Below are 26509 nucleotides of genomic sequence, written 5' to 3' on the forward strand. Positions count from 1 at the left end.
CCAAACTCCCCAACGTGATATCGACCTCGCGGCCGATCCATAAAAGCAATTTGGCGCCCCCGAACGGGCACCAAGGTTAGGTTCCGGACTTGACCTTGCTCCAACTCCGGGTCATCAGCCGCTGGATTGCACGAGGATGTTCCTGAGAGACATAGAGTCGTGCCAGCACCGGCTGAGGTGGATAAACAGATTGATCATCGCGCACCTTCTCATCCATGAACGCCGCCGCCTTGGCATTGGGATTCGCATAGCCCACATAGTTGCTGACCTTGGCGATCACCTCGGGCTGGAGGACGTAGTTGATGAGGGCGTGCGCCTCTTTGACATTGGTGGCATCGGCCGGGATCGCCATCATGTCGAACCAGAGATTGCCCCCCTCCTTCGGGATGCTGTAGGCAATCTTCACCCCCTTGCCGGCCTCGTTGGCCCGCGCGGCGGCCTGCAGAATGTCGCCGGAAAAACCCGCCGCCACGCAGATGTCGCCGTTGGCGAGATCGCCGATGTACTTGGAGGAGTGAAAGTAGGCGACATAGGGGCGCACCTTGAGCAGCTGATCTTCGGCCCGCTTGATGTCCGCCGGCTCGTGGCTGTTGGGGTCGAGCCCCAGATAGTTGAGGGCGGCAGGGATCATCTCGTCGGCGGAGTCGAGGAAGGCGACGCCGCAACGGGAGAGTTTCTCCATGTTTTCCGGTTCGAAAATCACCGCCCAGGAGTCGATCTTGTCGACCCCCAGCACGGCCTTGATCTTGTCGACGTTGTAGCCGATGCCGTTGGTACCCCAGAGATAGGGCACGGCGTATTGGTGGCCCGGATCCACCTTGTCGAGCTGGCTGAGCAGCACGGGATCCAGGTTGGCCATATTGGGTAGCAGGGATTTGTCCAGCTTCTGGAACGCTCCCGCCTTGATCTGTTTGGCCAGAAAGTTGTTGGAGGGCACCACCAGATCATAACCGGTACGCCCCGTCAGCAATTTCCCCTCCAGGGTCTCGTTGGAGTCAAATACGTCATAGACGGTCTTGATCCCGGTCGCCTGCTGGAAATCGCTGAGGGTGGTCTCGCCGATATAATCAGACCAGTTGTAGAAATGGAGTTCAGTTGCTGCCTGAACGCCACTTGCCAACCCCATGGTCAGGGCAATGGTTGCCAATCTGGTTGTATGCACGGTTTCAGTTCTCCTGTGTTTAGTGGTTGACCGTCTGCGCATCCTCTCGCGCGGCCCATCCCGAAAGATGGCATCACTACCCTCCCGGCCGAACTGCGGACCGGGAGGGGCACTCGTCACTTACTTGCCGGACTTGATCTTGGTCCAGCTGCGTGTCATCACACGCTGCACCTTGGCCGGCAGATCCGGGAAGGTGTAAATCTTCTGCATGGTCTCTTCACTCGGATAGATACCCGGGTCGTTGCGGATCTCCGCATTGACCAGCGGGGTCGCCGCCTTGTTGCCGTTCGGGAATTTCACCACGTTGGTGATGTTGGCGATCACCTCAGGCTTCATCAGGTAGTTGATAAAGACGTGGGCGGATTCGACGTTCTGGGCATCGGCCGGGATGGCGATCATGTCAAAGAAGCTGCCCGCCCCCTCTTTCGGGATGGTGTAGGTCAGCGACACGCCGTTGTTGGCCTCCGCCGCCCGCGCCTTCGACTGCTGCAAGTCACCGGAGTAACCAACCGCCACGCAGAGGTTGCCGTTGGCCAGATCCGAGATGTACTTGGAGGAGTGGAAATAGGCGGTATAGGGACGGATGGAGAGGAACAGCGCCTCGGCCTTCTTCAGCTCATCCGGTTTCTGGCTATCCGGTTTGAAGCCTAGATATTGCAGGGCGGCCGGCAACATTTCGGTCGGCGAGTCGAGGAAGGAGACACCGCACTCCTTCAGCTTGGCCATGTTCTCCGGCTTGAACACCAGATCCCAGGAGTTGACCGGCGCATCGGCCCCCAGCACCGCTTTCACCTTCTCGGGGTTGTAGGCATAGCCGATGGTGCCCCACATGTAGGGGATGGAGTACTGGTTGCCCGGATCACTCGGTTCGAGCGCCTTGAGCAGGGCAGGATCCATGTTTTGCCAGTTGGGAAGCTTGGACTTGTCCAGTTTCTGGAACACGCCCGCCTTGATCTGCTTGGCCAGGAAGGGGTTGGACGGCACGACGATGTCATAGCCCGATTTGCCGGCCAGCAACTTGGCCTCCAGCACCTCGTTGCTGTCGAACACGTCATACACCACCTTGATGCCCGTCTCTTTCTGGAAGTTATCCAGCGTATCCGGCGCGATGTAGTCGCTCCAGTTGTAGACGTGCAGCACCTTCTCGTCGGCCATTGCTCCGGCACTTGCCATGACCAGAGCCACAGAGGCAGCGATCACTCCCGTTTTGAAAGACATCATCCTTGTCTCCTAAGCAAATTGTATGCGCATGCCAACCTGCCCGGCCGCACCTCAACCCTTCAGCTTGGCGGCTGTCAGATCCAGACTGAGCCTGGCGAGCTTGACCAATTCATCAACCTGTTCCTCGGTGATGACCAAGGGGGGCGATATGATCATGGTATCGCCTACCGCCCTCATCACCAAGCCATTGTTAAAGCAGAACTCCCGGCAGGTCATCCCCGCATTTGCGTGCGCCGGAAAACGCTGGTTGGTCTGTTTGTCCTGCACTATTTCCAGTGCGGCAACCAGTCCGCGGCCACGGGTTTCCCCTACCAGCGGATGGTCGGCCAGCTCCGCCCAGCGGCGCTGCAAATAGGGGCCGATGGTATCATGGACGCGCTTAACTATGCTCTCCTTTTGCATAAGCTGGATATTGGCAATCGCCACCGCGCAGGAGACCGGGTGACCCGAATAGGTGAAGCCGTGGTTGAACTCGCCCCCCTCCTCGACCAGCACCCTGGCGACCCGGTCGCTCACCATGACGGCGCCGAGCGGCAGGTAGCCGGAGGTAATCCCCTTGGCCAGACACATCAGATCCGGCTTGATGCCAAACCCTTCGCTGGCAAACCAGTGACCGGTACGGCCAAAGCCGCAGATCACCTCGTCGGCGATGAGCAGAATGCCGTATTGATCGCAGATACGCTGGATCTCGGGCCAGTAGCTGTCAGGCGGAATGATGACGCCGCCAGCGCCCTGGATCGGCTCGCCGATAAAGGCGGCCACCTTGTCCACCCCCAGCTCCAGAATCTTCTGCTCCAGCTGGCGAGCCCGCTCCAGTCCGAATTCGTGGGCACTCATCCCCTGCCCTTCACCGAAGTGATAGGGCTGGTCGATATGGACTATGCCGGGAATGGGCAGGTTGCCCTGATGATGCATCCCCTTCATGCCGCCCAGACTCGCCCCCGCCACAGTGGAGCCGTGGTAGGCGTTGTGGCGACTGATGATCACCTGCTTCTCCGGCTGCCCCTTGCTGGCCCAGTAGTGGCACACCATCCGCAGCACGGTGTCGTTGCACTCGGAGCCGGAACCGGTAAAGAAGACGTGGTTGAGATGGGATGGCGTCACTTCGGCCAGCAGGGTGGCCAGCTCGATCACCGGCGGGTGCGCGGTCTGGAAAAAGAGGTTGTAGTAGGGAAGCTGCTCCATCTGTCTGGTCGCGGCATCCACCAGCTCTTGCCGGCCATAACCCATGTTGACGCACCAGAGTCCCGCCATGCCGTCCAGAATGCGCTTGCCTTCGGAGTCTTCCAGATAGACGCCACTGGCCTTGGTGATGATACGGCTGCCCTTCTTGTTCAGGGCCTGAAAGTCGGTAAAGGGGTGCAGGTGGTGGCTGGCATCCTGTTGCTGCCACTCACGGGTAGTCTGTTGCATTGTTAGCTCCTCGGTTCCTTCGATTTAGCTGGATCTGTTCGTCAATCATCAGGAGGGCTGGCACTCCCGCAGACACTGCCACTTTCGGGCGGTCTGCAGCGCGGCTTGCTCCTCGCGTTCTTAATTCGAGCCAAAAACTGTTATCAACCATGCAACCAGAGCGGTGGCGAGCCACTTTTCGCTCACAACCATCCGCGGGCGGAGGCACACCTCCATCCCGTATTACCGGTTACAGGCAGGGGAGGCAGCCTGCTTCCCCGGATCGGACGATGCGTGGCCGGCACGCATCAGGGTCAGACGTTCAGCAGCAGGAACTCGCGCTCCCAGCGGCTGATCACCCCGAAGTAGGTCTCGTACTCTTTGCGTTTGACCGCCACAAAGGCACGGGTGAAGCGCTCGCCCAGCATCTCCTTGATGGGCTCGCACTGCTCCAGATGGCTGAGCGCCTCCTCCAGCGAACGGGGCAGGCTGTAGGGCAGTTCGTAGGCGCTCGATTTCATTTCCGGCAGCGGCTCCAGCTTCTCCATCATGCCGAGATAGCCGCACGCCAGGGTGGCGGCCAGCGCCAGATAGGGGTTGGCATCGGCCCCGGCGAAGCGGTTCTCCACCCTGCGGGCACTGGGGTCGGAGAAGGGCACGCGCAGGCCGCAGGTGCGGTTTTCCACCCCCCACTGGACGTTGCGCGGTGCGCTCTCGCCGAAGGTGAGGCGGCGGTAGGAGTTGACGTTGGGAGCCAGCAGGGCAGTCACCGCCGGGGTGTACTTCTGCAGACCGGCGATGAAGTGCATGAACAGCTCGGAGTTGCCGCCATCCGGGGTACCGAACAGGTTGCGGCCGTTCATATCCTCCAGACTCTGGTGGATGTGCATGGCGGAGCCCGGCTCGTTGCTCATCGGCTTGGCCATGAAGGTGGCATAGATGCCGTGGCGGTGGGCTGCTTCCCGCATGGTGCGCTTGAACAGGAACACCTGATCGGCCAGATCGATGGCATCCCCGTGCAGGAAGTTGATCTCCATCTGGGCAGCGCCGGACTCGTGGATCAGGGTATCCACCTCCAGCTCCTGCGCCTCGCAGTAGTCATACATGTCTTCGAAGATGGGGTCGAATTCGTTGACCGCATCGATACTGAACGACTGGCGGGCGGTCTCCGGGCGACCATTGCGGCCGACCGGCGGCATCAGCGGATAGTCGGGGTCTTCGTTGCGGGTGACCAGATAGAACTCCAGCTCGGGCGCCACCACCGGTTTCCACCCCTGCTTCTCGTAAAATGACAAAACGCGACGCAGCACGGAGCGCGGTGCGATGTCGATCAGCTTGCCGTTGACGTCGAAACAGTCGTGGATCACCTGGGCAGTCGGCTCCAGCGCCCAGGGGACAAAGCGGATGGTATTGGGGTCGGGATAGAGCTGCATGTCCCGCTCCAGCGGGTCGATCATGCTGTCGTCATCCGGATACTCACCTGTCACTGTCTGGGTGAAGATCACCTCGGGCAGTCGCATGCCCCCTTCGCGCAAAAACTTGTTGGCTGGAATGATCTTTCCCCGGGCATTGCCGGTGAAATCCGGGAACAGACACTCCACTTCCGTGATGCGATTGCTCTCCATCCAGCCCTTGATACTGTCCATGTTAAACCCCGACTCTACGGTTGCCATTGGCAAGGGTGTCTAATATATGGAACACCCTTGTTATAAAATTGTAATCAACACCACCATAAAAGCCCGCCATCAAGGGCAATGTCAAGGGTGTGTGTTTAAAAAACTATAAATAACGGCGCATATAATGACCAATGCGGCACCAAATACTAAACACTCGCGGCCTCGCCTCTCGCCATTGCAAAGCCGGTGCCAACCGGCCAGAACCAGATGTCAGATCCCGTCAGATCAGCCGCTAAAGGAGCCATTTTTTTGCAAAGGCGCACAATCCGTATCCTATTTGCTTTGCTTGGCTGCTTTTTTTTGGTACAAGGCCCGCCCTGATTTGCACTCTCTTGCATGAAAACGGTGCAAATCGGGATACAAGGGCTTGGTCTGCAGGCAGACAGCCCCCATAAACAGGGATAATTGGGTTAGTAAACTGACTGGTAGTAAATCGTATGTGTGATTTCATGACTGAAGACCAACTGGCCTTTTACAAGGGACAGATCGAGCGCCAGATCCTCGAACTCGAAGATCGCCTCAACTCCCAGGCCAGCCAGGCCATCGCCACCGACACCAACGAGATGGCCGATGAAATTGACCGTGCCAGCATCGAGGAAGCCCGCCGTCTGGAGCTGAACCGCATCGAGCACGACAAGCTGCACCTGCGCAAACTGCGCGGCGCGCTGAAGCGCATCAGCGAAGGGGATTTCGGTTACTGCGAATCTTGCGGCGACGAGATCTCTCTCAAGCGTCTGCATGCCCGTCCGGAGTCCCGTTTCTGCGTCGAGTGCCAGAGCACCAAGGAATTCAACGATACCCACGTGTTCCGCCGCGTCGCCTGATCCTCTCCGGGAAACCACTCTCCTCTGGCAGCAATAGGCGGTCGGCAAACGAGGGCCCAACGCCCGAATCTTGCACACCGCGCCGCAGCAAGAGGGTGAAAAGTTCTGTTAGACTCCGGGCACGTCCCGGACTCTACAGGAGAACAGAGAGTGAAATGGCTCATCAAACTGTGTTTGTGCCTGCCGCTGCTGGCACAAGCACAGGTTCTGACGGTCAAGGTGCCCAGTCGCCCCGTCAACAATCTCGATCAGGAGTACCAGTACAAGCTGCTGGAACTGGCCCTGACCCACTCCGGCACCCCCTTTCGCATCCAGCCCGTCGAGCTCGATCTCAACCAGTTCACCCTGCAGCAGCAGCTGAGCAAGGGCAAAACCATCAATGTCTTCTGGATGGGCACCTCCAGCGCGCTCGAATCCTCCCTGCTTGCCGTCCCCATTCCGCTGTTTCGCGGGCTGGAAGGGCTGCGCCTCTCCTTCATCCACGCTGATGCCCAGGAGAAGTTCAACCAGATCAATACCCTGGCTGATTTGAGGCAGATGAAAGCGGCGCAAGGGGTCGGTTGGGCCGACAACAAGATTCTGGAAAGCGCCGGCATCCCGACCTACTCCGGCCGCTTTAGCAGCCTGTTTCGGCTGATCAACGACGGCGACAAGGTCGATTTCTTTCCGCGCGCACTGGTGGAGATCTTCGCCGAGCGCAGCGAGCTGGTGGCCCAATATCCCAACCTCGCCATCGAGCAGCATCTGCTGATCCGCTACCCTTTCGCCCAGTTCTTCTTCGTCAGCCCCGAGTACCCAGAGCTGGCCAAGGCGCTCCAGACAGGCCTGGAGCGGGCCTATGCCGACGGCAGCTTCATGCAGTTCTTCCGTGAAAACCCGAAGATCCGCGAAGCGCTGGCCAGCGCCAATCTCGACCAGCGGGTCACCATTCAGCTGCCCAACCCCGATATGACCCCTTTGCTCAAGAGCATTCCGGCGCAATATTGGGAGTATCCCCCGCAGGGATAAGATGCCAGCCGCCCCGTCAGGGGCGGTACTGTCGCCACCTCCTGCCAATCCTGATGTAACTGCGCCCCCCTTCCCCGGATCGGACAACCACCTGTGACAGCCATTGACGGGCGCAGGCTGCCTGCCATGGCGAGATCCGGCTAGCTATAAGTTAAAATTGGGCAATAAAGGGAAAATCCATAAATTAAATTTATAGTGATGCGAAAGCCCGCCGGGCAGGCGATCAGCACGGGTCACAGGCCCATCAGGGCCATCAGCCGATCCACACCATCTCACTTGCCTCACCCCTTGCCGCTATCTGATCAGAATGCTGCATGGGCCGGCGTTGCCATCTGGCATTGGTCGCGCGCTTCCGCCATCATGCTTGCGATGCCGCGCCCGTTTACCGGGGGCGGCCAGAGCAGCGAAGCAGAGTGCGTGCCAGGGAGGTGCCATGAAGGGAATCGAAGAGTGGTTTGAGGAGTACGGCCAGAGCCATCGCCATCCGGTCAACGTCGCCATCCACAAGCTGGCGGTGCCGGGCATCTATCTCTGCTCGCTGGGACTACTCTGGAGCCTGCCCGCCGGGCCGCTGCCAGCGGGGCTCAACTGGGCGGCGGTGGCCGCCATTCCGGTGCTGGCCTTCTACCTGCAGCTATCGTTTGCCCTGTTCGTCGGGATGGCGGGGCTGACCGCGCTCGGGCTGGCCTTCTGCCTCCAGTGGCAGGGGCCGCTGCTGTGGCCCGCGCTGTTTATTTTCGTGCTGCTCTGGATAGCCCAGTTTGTCGGCCACAGGATCGAGGGCAAACGCCCCTCCTTCCTTGCCGACCTGCAATTTCTGCTGATAGGCCCCGCCTGGGTGCTTGCCAGCCTCTATCGTCGCCTGGGTATTCCCTATTGAGGGATGCCGGGCCAACAGGAGAGACCATGTCATACCGCCACACTCTTAATTCACCTCTGCGCCGCGCCCTGCCCCTGCTGCTGGGCGTCCTGTTTGCCGGCCCGGCGCTGGCCGACAAGGCTGATACCGTCGGCGAGGTGAGCACCGCCTTCAAGCTCTTCGGCCCCAACCACAAGATCCTGGTCGAGGCGTTCGACGATCCCCGCATCGACGGCGTCGCCTGCTATCTGGCGCGCCCCAAGACCGGCGGCGTCAAGGGCGGGCTCGGGCTGGCGGAAGATCCCTCCCACGCCTCCCTCTCATGCCACCAGATTGGCCCCATCACCCTGCCCGCCAAGCTGAAAGCGGGGGAAGAGGTGTTCGACGTCAGCACCTCGCTGGTGTTCAAGGAGCAGAAGGTGGTGCGCTTTTACGACCAGAAGCGCAATGCACTGGTCTATCTGACCTACAGCACCAAGCTGGTGGATGGTTCGTACAAGAGTGCAGTCAGCGCCGTACCCATCATGCCGTGGGGGCAATAACCAGCCGGTTTGTCCGGTGATAGTTGACTCGCTTTGTTGTAATTTAACTACAAATCATCTGCGGAGAGCACACCATGAAAGTCGCCGTATTCAGCACCAAGAGCTATGACAAAGAGCATTTCAACCAGGCCAACAGCCGCTTTGGCTTTGAACTGGAGTTCTTCGATGTGCGGCTGGAGGCCAAGACAGCCCGACTGGCCCACGGCTTCCCCGTGGTGTGTCTGTTCGTCAACGACGACGCCGACCGCGAGGTGCTGACCGAGCTGGCGGCCAACGGCACCAAAGTCATCGCCCTGCGCTGCGCCGGTTACAACAACGTGGATCTGGCCGCCGCCGGGGAGCTGGGGCTGAAGGTGGTGCGAGTGCCCGCCTACTCCCCCGAGGCGACCGCCGAGCATGCGGTCGGCATGATGATGTGCCTCAACCGCCGCATCCACAAAGCTTATCAGCGCACCCGCGACGCCAACTTCTCGCTGGAAGGGCTGGTCGGTTTCAACATGTATGGCAAGACGGTCGGGGTCATCGGCACCGGCAAGATCGGTCTGGCAGCCCTGCGCATCCTCAAGGGCTTCGGGGTTCGCCTGCTGGTGAACGACCCTTACCAGAACCCGGCTGCCATCGAGCTGGGGGCCGAGTATGTGGATCTCGACACCCTGTTCCGCCAGTCCGACATCATCAGCCTGCACTGCCCGCTGTTCAAAGAGAACTACCACCTGCTCAATCAGGAGGCGTTCGCCAAGATGAAGGACGGGGTGATGATCATCAACACCAGCCGCGGCGGCCTGCTCGACTCCAACGCCGCCATCGAGGCGCTCAAGACCTCCCGCATCGGCGCACTGGGGCTGGACGTCTACGAAGAGGAGGAGGATCTCTTCTTCTCCGACAAGTCCAACGAGGTGATCACCGATGATGTGTTCCGCCGTTTGTCAGCCTGCCACAACGTACTGTTCACCGGTCATCAGGCCTTCCTGACCCGCGAAGCGCTGCACGCCATCGCCGACACCACCCTCGGCAACATTCAGGCCATCGAGAGTCAGGGCCGCAGCGACAACGAGGTCGAGTAACCCCCCTCGCGCTATTGCAGCGCCTCATCTCTGCACGCCGGGTTGTGAGACCCGGCGCCATCGGGTAGGCTAGCTCCCCTTTTTTCCAAGGAGCTGACTGCCCATGTTTATCGGATTTGATTACGGTACCTCCAACTGTGCCGTGGCCGTGATGGAACAGGGCAGCCCGCGGCTGCTCAATCTCGGCCCCTCCCGCTACCTCCCCTCAACCCTGCACGCGCCGCACCGGGACGCCATCGCCGGCCTGCTGGCCGAAGGGCTGACCGACAGCCAGCAGGCAGCCTATCTCAAGCTGCGCGGCCCCGTGGTGACCCGGGCCCAGGCGGTGCGACGCCAGATGCGCGAAGAGGGACTGATCGACGAGCTCAGTTTTGGCTCCGCGGCGCTGGAGCGCTATCTGGAGGAGCCGGACGAGGGCTACTACATCAAGTCGCCGAAATCCTTCCTCGGCGCCTACGGCCTCAAGGCCCCCCAGATCGCCCTGTTCGAAGATATCGTCTGCGCCATGATGCTCCACGTCCGCCAGCAGGCGGAACAACAGCTCGGCACCCCGATCCGTCAGGCGGTGATCGGTCGTCCGGTCAACTTTCAGGGGCTAGCTGGAGAAGAGAGCAACCGTCAGGCCATCGCCATTCTGAGCGAAGCGGCCCGCATCGCCGGCTTCGAGCAGGTGGAGTTTCTCTACGAACCGGTGGCGGCCGGTTTTGAATTCGAGGCGCGCCTCACCGAAGACGCCGTGGTGCTGGTGGTGGATATCGGCGGCGGTACCACCGACTGCTCCATGCTGCGGATGGGCCCGAGCTACCGTGACCGGCTCGATCGCAGCGACGATCTGCTCGGCCACAGCGGCCAGCGGATCGGCGGCAACGACTTCGACATCCGCCTGACGGTGGAGGGGATGATGCCGCTGCTCGGGATGCACGAGGTGCTCAAAACCGACAAGCCGCTGCCCCACCCGCTGTTCTGGGATGCAGCCGCCATCAACGACGTCAGCGCCCAGAGCCGTTTTTACAGTCTCGATACCGCCCGCCAGCTGCAGGATCTGCAGCTCGACAGCCAGCCCGGCAGCAAGCTGGGGCGGCTTGCCAACCTGCGGGCCCACAAGCTGAGCCACCAGCTGGTCTGGCGCGCCGAGCAGGGCAAGATCGCCCTCTCGGAGCAGGAGAGCAGCCGCCACTCCCTGAGCGAGCTGGAAAAAGGGCTGGAAGCGGAGCTGACCCGCGAGCAGCTGGCCGGTGCCTCCGCCCTGCTGCTGGAGAAGATTGGCGAGCTGATGGATGAGGCGATCGCCGCCGCTGGCGTGCAACCCGACCGCATCTTCGTCACCGGCGGTAGCGCCCGCTCGCCGCTGATCGCCAGCTTTATCCGCCAGAAGCTGCCGACCATCCCGCTCGAGGGTGGCGATGACTTCGGCTCGGTGGCCGCCGGTCTGGCCCGTTATGCCGAGCGGATCTTCGCAACCAAGCCCTGAATGGGACTAAATCGCCAGAGTGTTGCCATTTAACGACACTCTGGCGGCAGAGGGGCGACAGAAGCGGTCGGTCGCCCCAGCTTCCGCCCTGCTACGGGGCAAGCAAACAGGCTATGCTTGCGGCTCCCATCAACCGGAGCCCCGCCATGTCCAGATTGTCACTCCTGCTCATCCCCCTCTTCCTGCTCGCCGGCTGCAGTTCAGCCAGCTTTGTCCGGCAGGATCTGCAACATCACCACTGGGTATTGAGCAAGCTGGATGGCGAACCGGTTGCCGCCTTGCGCGACAATCCGCCCGACTTCGAGATCGGCGAGCACTTCACCGTCAACGGCATCGCCGGCTGCAACCGTTACTTCGGTCAGGGTCATATGAAAGGGGACAGGTTCTGGGTCACCAGTCTGGGCAGCACCGAGATGGCCTGCATGCCCCCGCTCGACACCATAGAACAGGCTGTACTGACCACTCTTACCGAGGGGGCGACCCTGAGCGGCTCCAGCCAAGACCTGGTTCTGCAGGGCAAACAGCACCGTTTGGAATACACCCTGCGCGACTGGGTGCTCTAGGGCTCACAAACCGGCATTACAAACAGGAACATGTTGCCCGGCTGTGGCACAATATGAGGCAGTGTTCGCAATGGAGGCTGCCTCAGCCATGTCGATGGATCGTCTGTTTGACAAGATCAAACAACTCCCCACCATTCCCAAGCTGCTGCACGAGTTGATGCAGAGCTTCAACGACGAGAATGCCCGCATCGACGAGATTGCGGCCAAGATTGCCATGGATCAGGTGATCAGCGTCAAGGTGCTGCGGATGGCCAACTCGGCCGCCCTGCGCCGCGGCAACGAAGTGACCTCCATCGATCAGGCGGTGATCCGCCTCGGCTTCAACCGGTTGCGCTCCATCGTGGTCGCCTCCGGCATCATCGGCAGCTTCAAGGCGCCCCCCAGCTTCGACAAGAACAAGTTCTGGACCGAGACCTTTCAGGTCGCCACCATCGCCAAGACGCTGGCGCAGGAGGCAAAGGTGCTCGACCCCGAGACAGCCTTCACCTGCGCCCTCATCCACAACATCGGCGAACTGCTGATCCAGAGCACCTTGCCGGAAGAGGCGGAGCTCATCAATCTGGCGATCCAGAAGGGGAGCAGCCGGGTCGAGGCCCAGCGCGAAATGCTGGGCTATGACTATGCCCAGCTCGGTGCCGAGCTGGCGCGGCGCTGGAACCTGTCGGAGAGCTTCGTCGACGCCATCTCCCAACAGCTGGATCCACTCTCCCACGATCCGGTCAGCAAGGAGGCGGTACTGATCCGTCTGGCGGTCTTCATCTCCTTCGCCTGGAACGCCGGGGTGCCTGCCCAGGCCATCATCGCCCGCTTCCCCAAACCGCTCGCCGATCAGCTGGGGCTGGATCCCAAGTCGCTGGCCGGCCAGCTCGAAACACTGCATGAACAGGGTAATGCCCTCGCCGATCTTCTGACTCAATAAGCATCATGACCCATCCGTTTCTGTTTCATCCCCAGGTGGCGCCCTGGTTCAAAGAGAGCGCCGATGCCCTGCAACTGACCCTGTTCAGCGAGCTGGATGCCCCCATCCGCGAGGTGTGGCTGCGCCACGAGCCGGACAACGAGGAGTACCTGCTCCCGATGACGGCGATCTCGACCCGCGACCGGCTGCAGGTGTGGCAGGTGAACCTGCCGCTTGGCAAGGGGCAGGATATCCACCTCTACTGCTTCAAGTGCCTGACCGACGAGGAGCAGTGGTGGCTGCATGGCGCCGGCGTCAGTTCCGCCATGCCGCCGCGCGAGCAGCATTTTCGCTTCAACAGCCTGCACCAGCCACCGGCCTGGGTGCAGGATCAGGTGTTCTACCAGATCTTCCCCGACCGTTTCTGCAACGGCGATCCGTCCCTCAGCGTCAAGCATCACGAGTACGAGTACCGCGGCAAGGCGGTCATCAGCAAGGCGTGGGGCGAGCCGGTCAGTCGCCATGAAGAGGGGCACGGCGCCTGCGAATTCTATGGCGGCGATCTGGCAGGGATCGATGCCAAGCTGCACTATCTGCAATCCCTCGGGGTGACGGCGCTCTACCTCAACCCCATCTTCGATTCGCCGAGCAACCACAAGTACGACACCCAGGACTACTTCAAGGTGGATGCCCACCTCGGCAGCAACGAGCAGTTCGCCGAGCTGACCCGCAACCTGCACCAGCGCGGCATGAAGATCATTCTGGATGCGGTGGTCAACCACACCTCGACCCAGCACCCCTGGTTCTGCCCGCCGCTGGGCGCCCAGAGCAACCCGGATTCGCCGTGGCGCAGCTTCTACACCTTTGACAACGAAGGGGATTACGTCAGCTGGAAGGGCATTCGCAGCCTGCCCAAGCTCGACTTCTCCTGCGAAAAGGTGCAGGACGCCGTCTATCGGGCTGACGATGCCATCCTGCGCTACTGGATGCGCGCCCCCTACCAGATCGACGGCTGGCGCTTCGACGTCATCCACATGCTGGGTGAGCGCGGCACCGCCGAGGGTAACAGCGGCCACGTGCGCGCCATTCGCGGCGCGGTGAAGCAGGAGAACCCGGACGCCTACGTGCTCGGCGAGCACTTCTTCGAGGCGAGCCAGTGGCTGCAAGGAGATCAGGAAGACGGCGCCATGAACTACTACGGCTTCGCCCACCCAATCCGCGCTTTCCTGGCGGGGAAAGACATCGCCTACCACCCCATCAAGATCAGCGCAGGGGAGTTGGACAACTGGCTCAAGCTGGCACGGGCCCACATCCCGTTCAAGAACCAGCTGGCCCAGTTCAACCTGCTGGACAGCCACGATACCGCCCGCTTCCTCCACCTGTTGGGCGAGGACAAGCAGCGGATGCGCCTCGCGGCCACCCTGCTGCTCACCTATATCGGCGTGCCCTCCATCTACTACGGCGACGAAGTGGGGCTATCGGGCGGCAACGACCCGGACTGCCGCCGCTGCTTCCCGTGGGAGACCACCGCTTGGGATCACGTGCTGCACGACCACTATCGCCGGCTGATCCAGATCCGCCGTCAGCGCCCCTCCCTGCGCCGTGGCGATATCCAGACCCTCTATGTCGGCCCGCACAGCTATGTGTTTGCCCGCACCCTGCAAAGCGATCAGGTGGTGGTGGCGTGCAACCGTCACCCGAGCGAGCCGCGCACCATCAGCCTGCCCCTGTGGCAGACTGCCAGCCCGGCCAGCCGCTTCACCGACGCCTTCAACGGCGAGAAGTTCGAGGTGGTGCAGGGGGAGCTGCAGCTGACCATCCCGGCCAACTCGGCCCGGGTGCTGCTCTCCAGTTGAGTGGCGCTATCTTGCCAATAAAAAACCGGAGCCTGTGGCTCCGGTTTTTTATATGCCATAACTGGCCGGCAGTAGCCTTGTGCAAACCACCAGCGAGCCGGGCTGTGCGTCAGTAGTTGATGCTGACGTAGGGCACTTCCGGCACCTGCCACAGCTGTTTGAGATAGACGGTCAGCACGAAGAAGAAGTTGGCCAGCAGGTTGGCGAAGCGGTAGAGGATGGGGTCGAAGCTGACCCCGCTCTCCTCGAGGCGCACCAGCAGTCGTACCACCTTCTTGCTGCCACAGCGGCACAGATGCAGGGTCGGGATCGGCTGCGGCCCTTGCGGCAGTACAAAACCGGTGACCCGGCCCCGGCTCGCCTCGTTGTAGTGATCATAACGAGCCTTGAGCCATTCAAGATCTGTATCGAAGATCCCCAGCTTGCCGCGCACCGAGCCGTTGAGGTTGTAGATAAGCCGCTGCAACACCGCGAGATCCGCCAGCATGGGCGCAATATCGGCATCCGGCGCAAGGTGTGACAGCACGGCACCGACCTGGCAGCAGAGCTCGTCGGTGGCGATCTCGAAGTCACACTTGAGCGAGGTTTCGAAGATGAAGGGGTAGCAAAGCTCGCGCTTGTCTCGGGGCTTTTTCGGGTTCATTGGCTGGTCGCATCGGGAAAAAGGCTAGTTTGCCAGCCCCCGCAGGAGCTGGCAAACGGCCGGTCAGGAGTTAATCAATCCCGATGGCAAGCACTCAGGCACTCTTGCCGCTGCTGGCGGGGTCGGTCGCGGGCTGGAACTGGCTCAGCATCCGCAGCGCCTGCAGCATGCGTTCGTTGAAGCTGGTGAAACTGCTGACCTGCGCCGGATCAGTCTGACCACGCGCAGCCAGTACGGCCGGGGTCAGCGCCTGCTGCTGGGACTCCGGCAGCACGGCATCGGCCTGCTTCTGTACTTCATCCAGCTTGGGCAGATAGTCGGCAAACGGCTTGAGCAGATCCTGCAGGGAGCTGGCTCCCTGATAGGTCTGGCTCAGCTTGACGCTCTGTTTGAGCTTGAGTGAATAGGACGCCAGCTGGGTGTCATCCAGCTTCAGGTCGCCCGCCTTCTTCAGCACATCGTCCAGATTGCCGGAGAAGAAGTCGCCGGCCAGACCGTCGATCCCCTTGACCAGCTTGCCGATGGAGTCCATCTCCTCCTTGCTGAGATCACCCTCCAGCGAAAAGCTGAAGCTCTGGCTCGATTTGAGACTGAACTGGCTGCCGCTGTCGCTCTTCTGGGAGCGGGTCTGCCAGTTGTCGTTGAAGCGCAGCACCACCTTGTCGCCATCCTTGGTCTGGATTTCCAGCGAACCCTGCTGGCGGCTGGCCATCTCGGCCTGTCCCATGTCGGTAGTGGATACCTTGCCAAAGAACTCCTTCTCGAACTCGTCGAGCCCCTTCTGGATCAGCTTGTAGCTCTGATCCATACCGGTCTTGATATCGCCGTTGTCAGCCCAGTCACCCAGCTGCTTGCGCGCGTCACCGAACCCCTTGTCCACCCCTTTGCGGGCCTGCTCCATCATGCCGGTCAGGGCATCATCCGACTTGCCGTCGGCGCGGGCCGCACCCAGCCGCCCGGTGACAAACTGCAACACGTTGTCCGCCACCGACTGGAAGTCGAACAGGGTATCCGGGGTAACCTCTTCCGGCTGATCCTGGGTCTTGGGCGCCTGATAGCTTTGCCCGTTGATCTCCAGCGCAAACTGCAGCGCCTGCTGGATCAGCACCTGTGCCCATTTCGGGGGCTTGTGCAAGGAGACCTCATCCTCGCTGTTGAGCTGTTTTGACTCCGCCTGTTGCGGCGATTTGGGAGAAACACCCACTCCCATGGGTTGGGCTGCGCCCACGCCGTCGATCTGCATAATGTGTCCTCCCACCATGCCTGTAGATCAGCTATCGGCCTGACTGAACACTTCTTGACCACAAAATGCTGGACAATCTGCGGCTGGCTTTTAAAATCGGGCCCCTTTGGGTGGCCTGTTGCCATCCCGCGATTTCGACCCGGCCCGGCCGGTGTGCACATGAGGTATCTATGACCCAGTCCCAACAGCCTTCTGCGGATGCTCCGGCGCCAAGAACCCCGGCCGACTATCAGGCCCAGCTCGATGAGAAGAGCGCGCGCCTCACCGGGCTGTTTGCCAGCTTCAACCCTCCCGCGCTGGAGGTGCACAGCTCACCGGCGGAGCACTACCGGATGCGCGCCGAATTTCGCATCTGGCACGAGGGGGACGATCTCTTCCACTGCATGTACGCCCCGGCGACCAAAGAGATTATCCGGGTCGACCACTTCCCCACTGCCAGCCGCCTCATCAACCAGCTGATGCCGGTGCTGCTGGAGGGGCTGCGTCCCCATCAGGTGCTGCGTCGCAAGCTGTTCCAGATCGACTACCTCTCCACCCAGTCCGGCCAGATCATCGTCAGCCTGCTCTACCATCGCAAGCTGGAGAACGAGTGGCAGCAGGCCGCCGAGGCGCTGCAGGCCGATCTGCGCGCCAAGGGGTTTGATCTGCGGCTGATTGGCCGTGCCCACAAGCAGAAGATCTGTCTGGGCGATGACTTTGTCATCGAGCAGCTCAACGTGGCCGGTCGCCAGCTCATCTACAAGCAGGTGGAAAACAGCTTCACCCAGCCCAACGCCGCCATCAACGAGCAGATGCTGGGCTGGGCGCAGGAAGTCACCAAGGGGAGCGAAGGGGATCTGCTGGAGCTCTATTGCGGCAACGGCAACTTCTCCATCGCACTGGCACAGAACTTCCGCAAGGTACTGGCTACCGAGATCGCCAAGCCGAGCGTCGACTCCGCCCAGTTCAACATCGCCGCCAACGGCGTCGACAACCTGATCATCCTGCGCATGTCGGCCGAGGAGTTCACCATGGCGATGCGTGGCGAACGGGAGTTCAACCGCCTCAAGGGGGTCGACCTCGGCGCTTACCAGTGCAACACCATCTTCGTCGACCCGCCCCGCGCCGGTCTCGACGATGCCACCGTCAAGCTGGTGCAGGAGTACGACAACATCCTCTACATCTCCTGCAACCCGGAAACCCTGCAGGCCAACATGGCCGTGCTGGGCGAGACCCACGAGATCGCCCGCTTCGCCCTGTTCGACCAGTTCCCGTGGACCCATCACATGGAAGCCGGGGTCTATCTGCGCCGCAAGGCCGGTTGATTCTAAGGGATAAAAAAACAGGGCCGCTTGGCCCTGTTTTTTTATGGCGCATCCGACCATTACCGCAGCCGGAAGTGGCTCACTATCTCTCTGAGCCGGTCGTAGGTCTGCTGCATCGAACCGGCGCTGGCAACCGTCTCCTCCCCGTTGTGAGTCAGCTGGCGGATCACCTCGGCGATAGCGCTCATGTTGCGGTTGATCTCCTCGGCTACCGCGCTCTGCTGTTCGGCCGCCGTGGCGATATGGCTGATGAGATCGTTGATCTCCACCACCTCCCCCGCCATCAGATCCAGCGACTCGTTGACCCGGGTGGTATTCTCGGCGGCCCCCTGACAACTCTGCTTGGTGTTATCCATCGCCTCCACCACGGTGCGGCTGCCCCGTTGCAGGCTGGCCAGCATGGACTGGATCTCCGCCGTGCTCTGCTGGGTGCGGGCGGCAAGGGAACGCACCTCATCGGCCACCACCGCAAAGCCACGCCCCTGCTCGCCAGCACGAGCCGCCTCGATAGCAGCGTTGAGGGCCAGCAGGTTGGTCTGCTCGGCAATGCTGCCGATCACCCCCAGCACGGAGCCAATCTGCTGCACATCCTGCTGCATCGCCTCGATGGAGCGGGCGGTCTCCTCCACCTCGTCCACCAGCGCCATCACGCTGGCCATCGCCTGATCGACCACCTGCCGGGACTGGCTCGCCAGCTGCTGGCTCTGGCCGGTGAGTTGGGCGGTGCTGGCCGCACTCTCGGAGACAGAGACCGCCGTGCGGCTCATCTCGTTGATGGCGGTCACCACCTGCTCGGTCTCGCGAACATGATCCGCCAGCAGGGACTGGGCGGCACCGGTCTGGTTGGCCAGCCCCTCGATGCCGCTGTTGAGCTGACCGCTCGCCTGTCGCACCTCCCCCATCATCTCCTGCAGCCGCTCGATAAAGCGGTTGATGCCGGCCGAGATCTGGCCCAGATCATCGGTACTGGTCACCGCCAGCCGGCGGGTGAGATCGCCACTGCCGCGAGAGAGCTCCAGCACCAGATCCCGCAGCGAGAGGATGGGGCGATAAGCCACGTTGAGCGCCAGTATGGCGAGCACCATCACCACCACGGCGACGCCGAGCAGCGCCATGATGATCTGGCCATTGAGTGCCCGGGTCATGGCCTGGATGTAGTCGAGGTCGATGTAGCCGGTCAGCGTCCAGCTGTTGCCGCGAATATCCAGCTGGTTGGGGCGCGCTTCGCTCTCCCCCTGCGGTTTGCTGCTGTAGAGCTCATTGCCCTGCCCGTCGGCCAGCGAGAAGTAGCGCCCCTCGCCGCTCATCTTCTCCAGCAGGCTTTTGAACTCGCTCATATCGAGGTAGTAGAGATAGGCAGAATCGGCACCGCGCGGTACCAGTATGGTAATGACCGGCTTGCCATCCACCTGTTGCAGCGGACTGACGGTAATCTGGTTGTTGGCTGCGGGGATGAGCTTGCGCAGGGCATCGACCTTGGCCGTATCGTTGATGATCCCGCTCACGTCGAACGCCATGTCGCCGATCACCTTGACGATATTGTGAAAGCCGGTCTCTTGCAGGGTCTTCTTGACGTTGGTCACCCCGAAGTTGAGGTTGGCGGCCAGCAGGATCTTTTGATTGATGTCGCTGGCCAGCTTCTCTTTGACCAAGGTGATCTGTTCGTTGATGTTCTTGGTCGCCTGGGTGCGGATGTAGGCGCTGATGAAGTGATTGACGCTGAACCAAGCGGTACCGATGGTGACCAGAATGGCCAGCAGCAACAGGACGTAAATCTTGACCTTGAATGGCATGGGATCCCTCCAGAAGAGAGGGCTGGCACTGCCAACCCTCACTGCCAATCGTTATTTCTTCTTGGCGTACTTCATGGAGTCCAATGCCACCGCCAGAATGATGATGCCGCCCTTGATGATGAACTGCCAGTAAGGGCTGACGCCGATGTAGGTCAGACCATAGTTGATCAGGGTGAAGATTAGTACGCCGGTGATCACACCCGCGACCGTTCCCACCCCGCCGGCAAATGACACGCCGCCCACCACGCACGCCGCGATGGCATCCAGCTCGTACATGAAGCCGAGGTTGTTGGTGGCGCTACCGATGCGGCCCGCTTCCAGCATGCCGCCGAAGGCGTAGAAGACCCCCGCCAGCGCATAGATCATCACCAGATTGACCGCCACATTGACGCCGGAAACCTTGGCCGCCTCGGGGTTGCCACCGATAGCGAAGATGTTCTTGCCAAAGCGGGTCTTGTTCCACAGCACCCAGACAAAGATGCTGGCGATGGCCGCATAGAAGGTGAGATACGAGAGCTTGAAGCCGCCGATCCGGATAAACCCCTGAGCGAAGCTGGAGAAGCGGGGGTCAAAACCGGCTACCGGCGAAGCACCTACCGAGTCGAAGTAGAGGGAGTTGATGCCGTAAACGATGATCATGGTGCCCAGTGTGGTAATGAACGGAGTGACGTTCAGATAGGCGACGATCAGACCGTTGACCAGACCGATCAGGGCACCCACGGCACACACCAGCAGGATCACCACCGGAATGGGCACCTCCCCCAGCGTCGGGAAGACCTTGTTGACGTTGGTCAGCGCCTGCAGCATGGTCGCCGCAATCAGCGCCGCCAGACCGACCTGACGACCGGCCGAGAGATCCGTCCCCTGGGTGATGATGATGCCCGCCACCCCCAGCGCGATGATGACCCGCACCGAGGACTGGGTCAGGATGTTGCTGAAGTTGGTGAGGCTCAGGAAGGAGGGTTCCTTGATCACGATGATCATGAGCAGCACCAGCAGCACCAAGTAGATGGCGTTCTCCTTGAGTGCCTGCATCAGATTGAAATTTTTAGCCGACTCCATAAATGTCTTCCTGTCTCTAGAGGTACAGAGATGCCAGGCGCAAAATCTCGCTCTGGTCAGTTTCTTTGGTATTGACGATCCCGGCGACCCGGCCATTGCTCATCACCATGATGCGATCGGTGATACCGAGCAGTTCGGGCATTTCGGAGGAGATGATGATGATCCCCTTCTCCTTCTTCGCCAGCTCCAGGATGAGCTGATAGATCTCGAACTTGGCCCCCACGTCGATGCCGCGGGTCGGCTCGTCGAGCATCAGGATCTCCGGCTGGGTCAGCAGCCAGCGGCCGATGATCACCTTCTGCTGGTTGCCCCCTGAGAGGGAGCCGATCTGGGTCTGCTGGGTCGGCGTCTTGACCCGCATGGAATCGATAACCCACTGGGTATCACTCTTCATCTTGTTGTCGCTGAGCAGCCCCATGGACCCCTTGTAGCTGTCCATGTTGGCGATCAGGGAGTTGAAGGCGATATCGAGCCGGGAGTAGATACCGGTGGAGCGGCGCTCTTCCGTCACCAGCGCAAAGCCGTTGCGAATCGCTTCGTGGGCGTTGTGGTTGGCCACCTCTTTGCCGTGCAGCTTGATGGTGCCCTGGCTGCGATCGCGAATACCGAACAGGGTCTCGACGATATCGGTGCGCTTGGCCCCCACCAGCCCGGCGATGCCGAGGATCTCCCCCTTGTGCAGGTTGAAGGTCACATCCTGAATGGAGGGCTGGTTCTTCGCCGTCAGGTGTTCGATCTCGAGGATCACCTCTTTCGGCTGGTTGGTTTTTTCCGGGAAGCGCTGGGTCAGTTCACGGCCGACCATCATCCCGATGATCTGATCCATGGTCATACCCTTGAGCGGCTGGGTTGCCACCCACTGGCCATCCCGCAATATGGTGATCTCGTCACAGAGCTGGAAGATCTCCTCCATCTTGTGAGAGATGTAGACGATGCCGCACCCCTTATCCTTCAACTTGTTGATGATCTTGAAGAGGTGGTTCACCTCTTTCTCGGTCAGGGAGGAGGTGGGCTCGTCCATGATGACGATCTTGGCATCGTAGGAGAACGCCTTGGCGATCTCGATCATCTGCATCTGGGAGACCGACAGGGTCGCTACCTTCACCTTGGGATCGATGTCGATATCCAGCTCGTCGAAGATGCGCTTGGTGTCGTCATACATCTTGCCGTGGTCGATAAACCACCCCTTGGTGGGGTAGCGGCCGAGCCACATGTTGTCCATCACGGTACGCTGCAGCACCAGGTTGAGCTCCTGATGCACCATGGAGACGCCATTTTCCAGCGCCTCTTTCGAGGAGGTGAAGTTGATCTCCTGCCCCTTGAAGAAGATCTTGCCCTGATCCTTCTCGTAAATGCCGAACAGGCACTTGAGCAGTGTGGATTTTCCCGCTCCGTTCTCGCCCATCAACGCATGCACAGAATGAGGACGGACCCGTAAATTGACATTATCGAGTGCCTTGACGCCGGGAAAGCTCTTACTGACGTCAATCATCTCCAACAGCCATTCTGATTGTTGCTGTGTTGTCATATCAGCCATCACATCTGGTTGAAAAAAGGGCAAGGGGATCTCCCTTGCCCTGGAGGAGGGAATTACTCGAATTGGGACAGGTTGTCTTTATCCACACCGACGTAGGCAACACGTACTACCTTGTCGACGATATTCCATTTGGTGCCTTCACCGGCCGGTTTGCCTTCAGCCAGGTTCTTGGTCAGCTCGAAGGTGGCTTTGGCCTGGTTGGCCGCATCGTTCAGCACGGTACCCGCCATGGCACCGCTCTTCACCAGCGCCAGCGCTTCAGGCAGCGCATCGACGCCGAACACCGGAATAGCAGTCTTGCCCTGTGCTTTCAGCGACTCGACAGCGCCCATCGCCATGCCGTCGTTGTTGGCGATGACCACTTCGATCTTGTTGGCGTTGGGGCCGGAGATCCAGGCGTCCATCTTGTCCTTGGCCATGGCGGTATCCCACATACCGGTATCCATGTGCAGCTGCTGGGTCTTGATGCCGCCGTCATTCAGGGTCTTGATGACATAGGTGGTGCGCGCTTCGGCATCCGGGTGGCCCGGCTCCCCTTTCAGCAGCACATACTGGATAACGCCATCCTTGTTCAGATCCCAGGCCGGATTGGCTTTCCAGTGTTTGGCAATCAGGTGGCCCTGGATGATGCCTGACTCCTTGGAGTCGGTACCTACGTAGTAGGCCTTGTCGTAGCTGGCCAGATCGGCAGCACTCGGCTCCTTGTTGTAGAAGACCACCGGGATATCTTCGCCACGGGCCTTCTCAATCACCACTGGAGCGGCAGCCGGGTCAACCAGGTTGATGGCCAGCGCCTTCACGCCCTTGGCCAGCAGCACGTCGATCTGGTCGTTCTGCTTGGACTGGTCGTTCTGGGAGTCGTTCATCAGCAGCTCAACCCCGGGGTTGGCAGCCGCTTCCTTCTCGATCGCCTTGCGTACCACCGCCATGAAGTTGTCGTCATATTTGTAGACGGTCACCCCGATGCGAGTTTCAGCGTGGGCAGCAGTGGCACCAGCCATCAGGCCCAGCAGCAGGGCAGCAACGGTCGTCATTTTTTTCATTGTGTGTGCTCCGATGTATCTATCCATGAGTTGTAGGGTGGCGAGCTATTGAGCAATCGCCATTCAATGTAATCAATTTGTTGTCATTTCTTCTGTGATCATGACGACAAAATGAAAACGATTACACTCTGTTACATTGAATCTTTTTCTTATTTTTCAAAAACATAAATTCGAGTGTTAATTTTTGGACTCAATCTATTCCGCAGCATTGAGGCTAGTCGCTAACAGGCTGTTGTCAAAAAGCTCAACCAAGGGTGCAGTGCCAGCGATAGCGACGGGCAGTCAGCTGATACTCGGGGCGCACGCTCTGGCTCCAGGAGTCATCGCCGCCCACCCCCATGTGAGCACCATCTAGACAGACCCACAGCCCCTCCTCTGCCACCAGATCGCTCTGGTGACGGGCGGCCGCAAGCTGCTGCTGACTGAAGCAGCTGACGCTGAAATGGAAGGCACCGCTCACACGCAGCCCGCCTAGCTGCAACTGGCGAGTATCGCAGCGCAAACCGTTGTCGGTCGGGAAGACATAAGGGGTGTGCATGGCCTCCAGCGGCAGGCTCCAGCGACCCAGATCGGCGCCCAGCAGGCGATCCGGATAGTTTTCGTGGGGGCCGCGTCCCAGCCACTGCACCTGCTCAACCGGGTCAGCCAGATGGATCAGCAGACCGATCCGCGGCAGCGAGGGCAGCGCTGCCGCCAGCTCGCACTCGATGTCGAGACTCATGGTGCCGTCGTCAGCAAAACGGTGGCACCAATGGCTCAGCAGTTGCAATTGACCCTGATGGAAATAGCCGTGAGTCACCCGCAGCTCACTGCCGCCAACCACCACGCCCAGACAGCGGTGCTGCCACTGCCCGAGGCCACAGGCCTGCCAGCGGGCAATCCAGGAGTTGGGGTCGGCGTGATCCGCCTCGCTGGTGCCGATATCGTTGTCGAGCGGCGCACGGTAAAAGTGATCCATGATCGGCGCCAGCAACTGCTCCTGCCCCGATTTTTGCCAACTGGTGATCCGGCCGCTCTGCTTGTCGAGCCGCCACTGACTGTTTGCGGTTGTGGCCAGCCAGCCGTCGGCCTGCTCAACCATAACCGCAGGCCTGACTGGTGCAGGTAATGCCAGCGGTGACGGCAGCATGAATTGCTGGCGCGCCACCTCGTGCCCGGCCTCAGACCAAGGGGTGGCATTCGGCTGGAAGATGGCCAGATCGAGCCAGGCCAGCGAGCCCGCCGCAAAGGCAGGCAGCATCTCGGTCAGAGTCAACTCGACCACCCCCTGCGGCGCCAGCTCAAGGGAGAATTCCCCCTGCTGCTGCACATGACCGTTCTCGCACAGCTGCCAGCAGAGCCGTTCGTTATCAGTGGTACGAAACAGGTATTCACTCTCGATCCGCACTCGCAGCGGGGTGTGCTCAAGCAGAGTGAAGCGGAACGGCTGCTGGGCACGTTTTGCCTCGAACAGGGCGGGATGCGGAGTGCGATCCGGGAACAGCAGGCCATTGCAGCAGAACTGACGATCGTTTTGCAGATCGCCGAAGTCACCGCCATAGCCCCAGTAGTGGCGGCCATCAGCAGTGTGTTTGTCGAGCCCCTGATCGACCCAATCCCAGACGAACCCGCCTTGCAGGCGTGGATGGTCGCGAAACGCCTGCCAGTAGTGGCCGTAGCCCCCCAGGCTGTTGCCCATGGCGTGGGCATACTCGCAGAGGATCAGCGGCCGGTGCTCGCCGGGCAGGCCTATCCACTTGGCCAGCGCCCACTTGGGCACCGCCGGGAAGGGTTGATCCTGATGGGTTCTGGCATACATGGGGCAGATGATGTCGGTCGCCGGGGTATCGGCCCCGCCCCCCTCATACTGCACCGGACGGCTCGGGTCGCTGCGCTTGATCCAGCCATACATGGCATCATGGGCCGGGCCGTAACCCGACTCGTTGCCGAGCGACCAGATGATGATGGAGGGGTGATTGAAGTCCCGTGCCACCATGCGGGTCGCCCGCTCCAGAAAGGCGTTGCTCCAGGCGGGATCCCGCGCCAGCCGCCCCATGGGGGTCATACCGTGAGTCTCCAGATTCGCCTCGTCCACCACATAGAGGCCGAGCCGATCGCAGAGGCGATAGAAGTCGGGGTGGTTGGGATAGTGGGAGCAGCGCACCGCGTTGAAGTTGTGTCGCTTCATCAACAGCAGATCCCGCTCCATGGTGGCGAGATCGATGGCATAGCCTTTGGCGGAATGGTGTTCATGGCGGTTGGCACCGCGAATCAGCAGTGGCTGGCCGTTGACCCGAAGCAGGCCGCTACGGATCTCCACCACCCGAAAGCCCACATCGCACGCCTCGCTCTCGATGGCTTGGCCCTGCTCATCGAGCAGGGTCAGGGTCAGGCGATAGAGGTGGGGCGTCTCGGCGCTCCACTGGTGCGGCGCAGCCACATCGAGCCTCAGCTCGGCGCGATCACCATATTCCCCTTTTTCATCAATTGGTTGGGTACCGATCGGCTGGCGCAGGGTCGCAACCCGCTCGCCACTGTCATAGAGATTGGCCTCCACCGACAAACCGGCCGCATTGGCGACTTGCAGGGCAATCTTGAGGCGGCCATCCCGATAGCAGGCATCCAGCTCGGGGGTGACCCGGATATCCATCAGATGACGGGCCGGTTTGTGCAACAGGCTGACGGAGCGGAAGATCCCCGACAACCACCACATATCCTGATCTTCCAGATAGGAGCCATCGGACCAGCGCAGTACCAGCACCGCCAGCCGGTTGCGACCGGCCTGCAGGCAAGGGGTCAGATCGAATTCGGCGGGCAGGCGGCTGTCCTGGGAGTAACCCACCCAGCGGCCGTTGCAGAACAGGTGGAAGGCGCTGCTCACCCCGTCGAAAATGATCCGGCTCTGGCCACTGGCCAGCCAGTCAGCAGGGAGTTCGAACTCGCGGGAGTAGCAACCGGTGGGGTTCTCTGCCGGCACCCGGGGCGGGTCGCAGGGAAAGGGGTACTTGATGTTGGTGTAGATGGGGCCGTCTGTAAGCGGCCGCGCTGCCGGATAGGCGGCATCCAGCTGCCAGTTGCCCGGCACCGTAATGAGGCAGGCATCCACCAAATCCTGCGCCAGCCAGCACTCGGGCACCAGCTCGGGAGCGGCAAAGAAGGAGAAGCACCACTCGCCATCCAGTGAACGGCGTGAGGGTGAAAGGAGATCGTCTCTGGCATCCGCTTCACTGCGCCAGCTGAACATGGGGGTATGGGCTGCCAGGCGGTTTACCGAAGTAATCGCCTGAGTCTGCCAATCCTGACGCGCCACTATCTCCCTGAGCATTCCCCTTCTCCCTGATGACTGGAAAACGTATGCCAGTCTAGAGC

21 protein-coding genes are annotated in these 26509 nt (G+C 60.8%); 10 read left to right on the forward strand and 11 right to left on the reverse strand.

Annotation, left to right across the window (positions count from 1 at the left end; all coding sequences use genetic code 11):
• Positions 1-76 precede the first annotated feature (76 nt).
• The 4 genes from LG31_RS0117165 to LG31_RS0117180 all read right to left on the reverse strand — a co-directional run bounded on the left by LG31_RS0117165 (position 77) and on the right by LG31_RS0117180 (position 5421).
• Positions 77-1162: a polyamine ABC transporter substrate-binding protein gene (locus LG31_RS0117165; protein ID WP_033115631.1), complete on the reverse strand. Its 1086-nt coding sequence runs from the start codon at positions 1160-1162 to the stop codon at positions 77-79.
• Between the two features lie 120 nt (positions 1163-1282).
• Complete coding sequence (locus tag LG31_RS0117170; RefSeq protein ID WP_081849363.1) at positions 1283-2380, reverse strand: polyamine ABC transporter substrate-binding protein; 1098 nt, start codon at positions 2378-2380, stop codon at positions 1283-1285.
• A 54-nt stretch (positions 2381-2434) separates the two neighbouring features.
• The gene (locus LG31_RS0117175) at positions 2435-3796 is read right to left on the reverse strand and encodes an aspartate aminotransferase family protein (RefSeq protein ID WP_033115633.1); all 1362 of its coding nucleotides are present in this window, start codon (positions 3794-3796) and stop codon (positions 2435-2437) included.
• Between the two features lie 293 nt (positions 3797-4089).
• On the reverse strand, positions 4090-5421 hold the full coding sequence (locus LG31_RS0117180; RefSeq protein WP_033115634.1) for a glutamine synthetase family protein: 1332 nt from the start codon (positions 5419-5421) through the stop codon (positions 4090-4092).
• A gap of 467 nt (positions 5422-5888) precedes the next feature.
• On the opposite strand from LG31_RS0117180, the gene LG31_RS0117185 reads away from it, so the two are divergent.
• The 9 genes from LG31_RS0117185 to malZ all read left to right on the forward strand — a co-directional run bounded on the left by LG31_RS0117185 (position 5889) and on the right by malZ (position 14536).
• Positions 5889-6275, forward strand: coding sequence for a TraR/DksA family transcriptional regulator (locus tag LG31_RS0117185; protein WP_033115635.1), 387 nt, complete (start codon positions 5889-5891; stop codon positions 6273-6275).
• 150 nt (positions 6276-6425) lie between these two features.
• The gene (locus LG31_RS0117190) at positions 6426-7283 is read left to right on the forward strand and encodes a type 2 periplasmic-binding domain-containing protein (protein ID WP_033115636.1); all 858 of its coding nucleotides are present in this window, start codon (positions 6426-6428) and stop codon (positions 7281-7283) included.
• Positions 7284-7716: 433 nt separating this feature from the next.
• Positions 7717-8163 carry an Mpo1 family 2-hydroxy fatty acid dioxygenase gene (locus LG31_RS0117195; protein WP_033115637.1) on the forward strand — a complete coding sequence of 149 codons (447 nt, stop codon included), beginning with the start codon at positions 7717-7719 and terminating at the stop codon, positions 8161-8163.
• A gap of 26 nt (positions 8164-8189) precedes the next feature.
• Positions 8190-8684 (forward strand): CreA family protein, encoded by a 495-nt coding sequence (locus tag LG31_RS0117200; RefSeq protein ID WP_033115638.1) that lies wholly within the window; start codon positions 8190-8192, stop codon positions 8682-8684.
• Positions 8685-8758: 74 nt separating this feature from the next.
• Complete coding sequence (locus tag LG31_RS0117205) at positions 8759-9748, forward strand: 2-hydroxyacid dehydrogenase (RefSeq protein WP_033115639.1); 990 nt, start codon at positions 8759-8761, stop codon at positions 9746-9748.
• Positions 9749-9851: 103 nt separating this feature from the next.
• On the forward strand, positions 9852-11219 hold the full coding sequence (gene yegD / locus LG31_RS0117210; RefSeq protein ID WP_033115640.1) for a molecular chaperone: 1368 nt from the start codon (positions 9852-9854) through the stop codon (positions 11217-11219).
• A gap of 146 nt (positions 11220-11365) precedes the next feature.
• Positions 11366-11782, forward strand: a complete 417-nt coding sequence (locus LG31_RS0117215; RefSeq protein WP_033115681.1) for an META domain-containing protein — start codon at positions 11366-11368, stop codon at positions 11780-11782.
• A gap of 70 nt (positions 11783-11852) precedes the next feature.
• On the forward strand, positions 11853-12701 hold the full coding sequence (locus LG31_RS0117220) for an HDOD domain-containing protein (protein ID WP_033115641.1): 849 nt from the start codon (positions 11853-11855) through the stop codon (positions 12699-12701).
• A 5-nt stretch (positions 12702-12706) separates the two neighbouring features.
• Entirely contained in the window at positions 12707-14536 is a 1830-nt protein-coding gene (gene malZ / locus LG31_RS0117225; protein WP_033115642.1) for a maltodextrin glucosidase, read from the forward strand.
• Between the two features lie 109 nt (positions 14537-14645).
• Here the strand turns inward: malZ and LG31_RS0117230 are convergent, their stop codons facing one another.
• Together LG31_RS0117230 and LG31_RS0117235 are read right to left on the reverse strand one after the other, a co-directional pair.
• On the reverse strand, positions 14646-15179 hold the full coding sequence (locus LG31_RS0117230) for an ATP--cob(I)alamin adenosyltransferase (protein ID WP_033115643.1): 534 nt from the start codon (positions 15177-15179) through the stop codon (positions 14646-14648).
• A gap of 94 nt (positions 15180-15273) precedes the next feature.
• Positions 15274-16422 (reverse strand): DUF5610 domain-containing protein, encoded by a 1149-nt coding sequence (locus LG31_RS0117235; RefSeq protein ID WP_033115644.1) that lies wholly within the window; start codon positions 16420-16422, stop codon positions 15274-15276.
• 170 nt (positions 16423-16592) lie between these two features.
• Here LG31_RS0117235 and trmA point away from each other — a divergent pair, with 170 nt between their 5' ends.
• The gene (gene trmA / locus LG31_RS0117240) at positions 16593-17726 is read left to right on the forward strand and encodes a tRNA (uridine(54)-C5)-methyltransferase TrmA (protein ID WP_033115645.1); all 1134 of its coding nucleotides are present in this window, start codon (positions 16593-16595) and stop codon (positions 17724-17726) included.
• Between the two features lie 59 nt (positions 17727-17785).
• Here the strand turns inward: trmA and LG31_RS0117245 are convergent, their stop codons facing one another.
• From LG31_RS0117245 to LG31_RS0117265, 5 genes are all read right to left on the reverse strand, one after another.
• The gene (locus LG31_RS0117245) at positions 17786-19519 is read right to left on the reverse strand and encodes a methyl-accepting chemotaxis protein (RefSeq protein WP_033115646.1); all 1734 of its coding nucleotides are present in this window, start codon (positions 19517-19519) and stop codon (positions 17786-17788) included.
• Between the two features lie 51 nt (positions 19520-19570).
• Positions 19571-20581, reverse strand: coding sequence for a galactose/methyl galactoside ABC transporter permease MglC (mglC, locus tag LG31_RS0117250; protein WP_033115647.1), 1011 nt, complete (start codon positions 20579-20581; stop codon positions 19571-19573).
• Positions 20582-20597: 16 nt separating this feature from the next.
• A complete protein-coding gene (gene mglA / locus LG31_RS0117255; protein WP_033115648.1) occupies positions 20598-22118 on the reverse strand; it encodes a galactose/methyl galactoside ABC transporter ATP-binding protein MglA in 1521 nt (506 codons plus the stop codon).
• 53 nt (positions 22119-22171) lie between these two features.
• Positions 22172-23161 (reverse strand): galactose/glucose ABC transporter substrate-binding protein MglB, encoded by a 990-nt coding sequence (mglB, locus tag LG31_RS0117260; RefSeq protein WP_033115649.1) that lies wholly within the window; start codon positions 23159-23161, stop codon positions 22172-22174.
• Between the two features lie 244 nt (positions 23162-23405).
• The gene (locus LG31_RS0117265) at positions 23406-26465 is read right to left on the reverse strand and encodes a beta-galactosidase (protein ID WP_033115650.1); all 3060 of its coding nucleotides are present in this window, start codon (positions 26463-26465) and stop codon (positions 23406-23408) included.
• Between the last annotated feature and the right edge of the window lie 44 nt (positions 26466-26509).

The sequence above is a fragment of the Aeromonas lacus genome, from assembly GCF_000764665.1.
In the GTDB taxonomy this organism is placed as follows: domain Bacteria; phylum Pseudomonadota; class Gammaproteobacteria; order Enterobacterales; family Aeromonadaceae; genus Aeromonas; species Aeromonas lacus.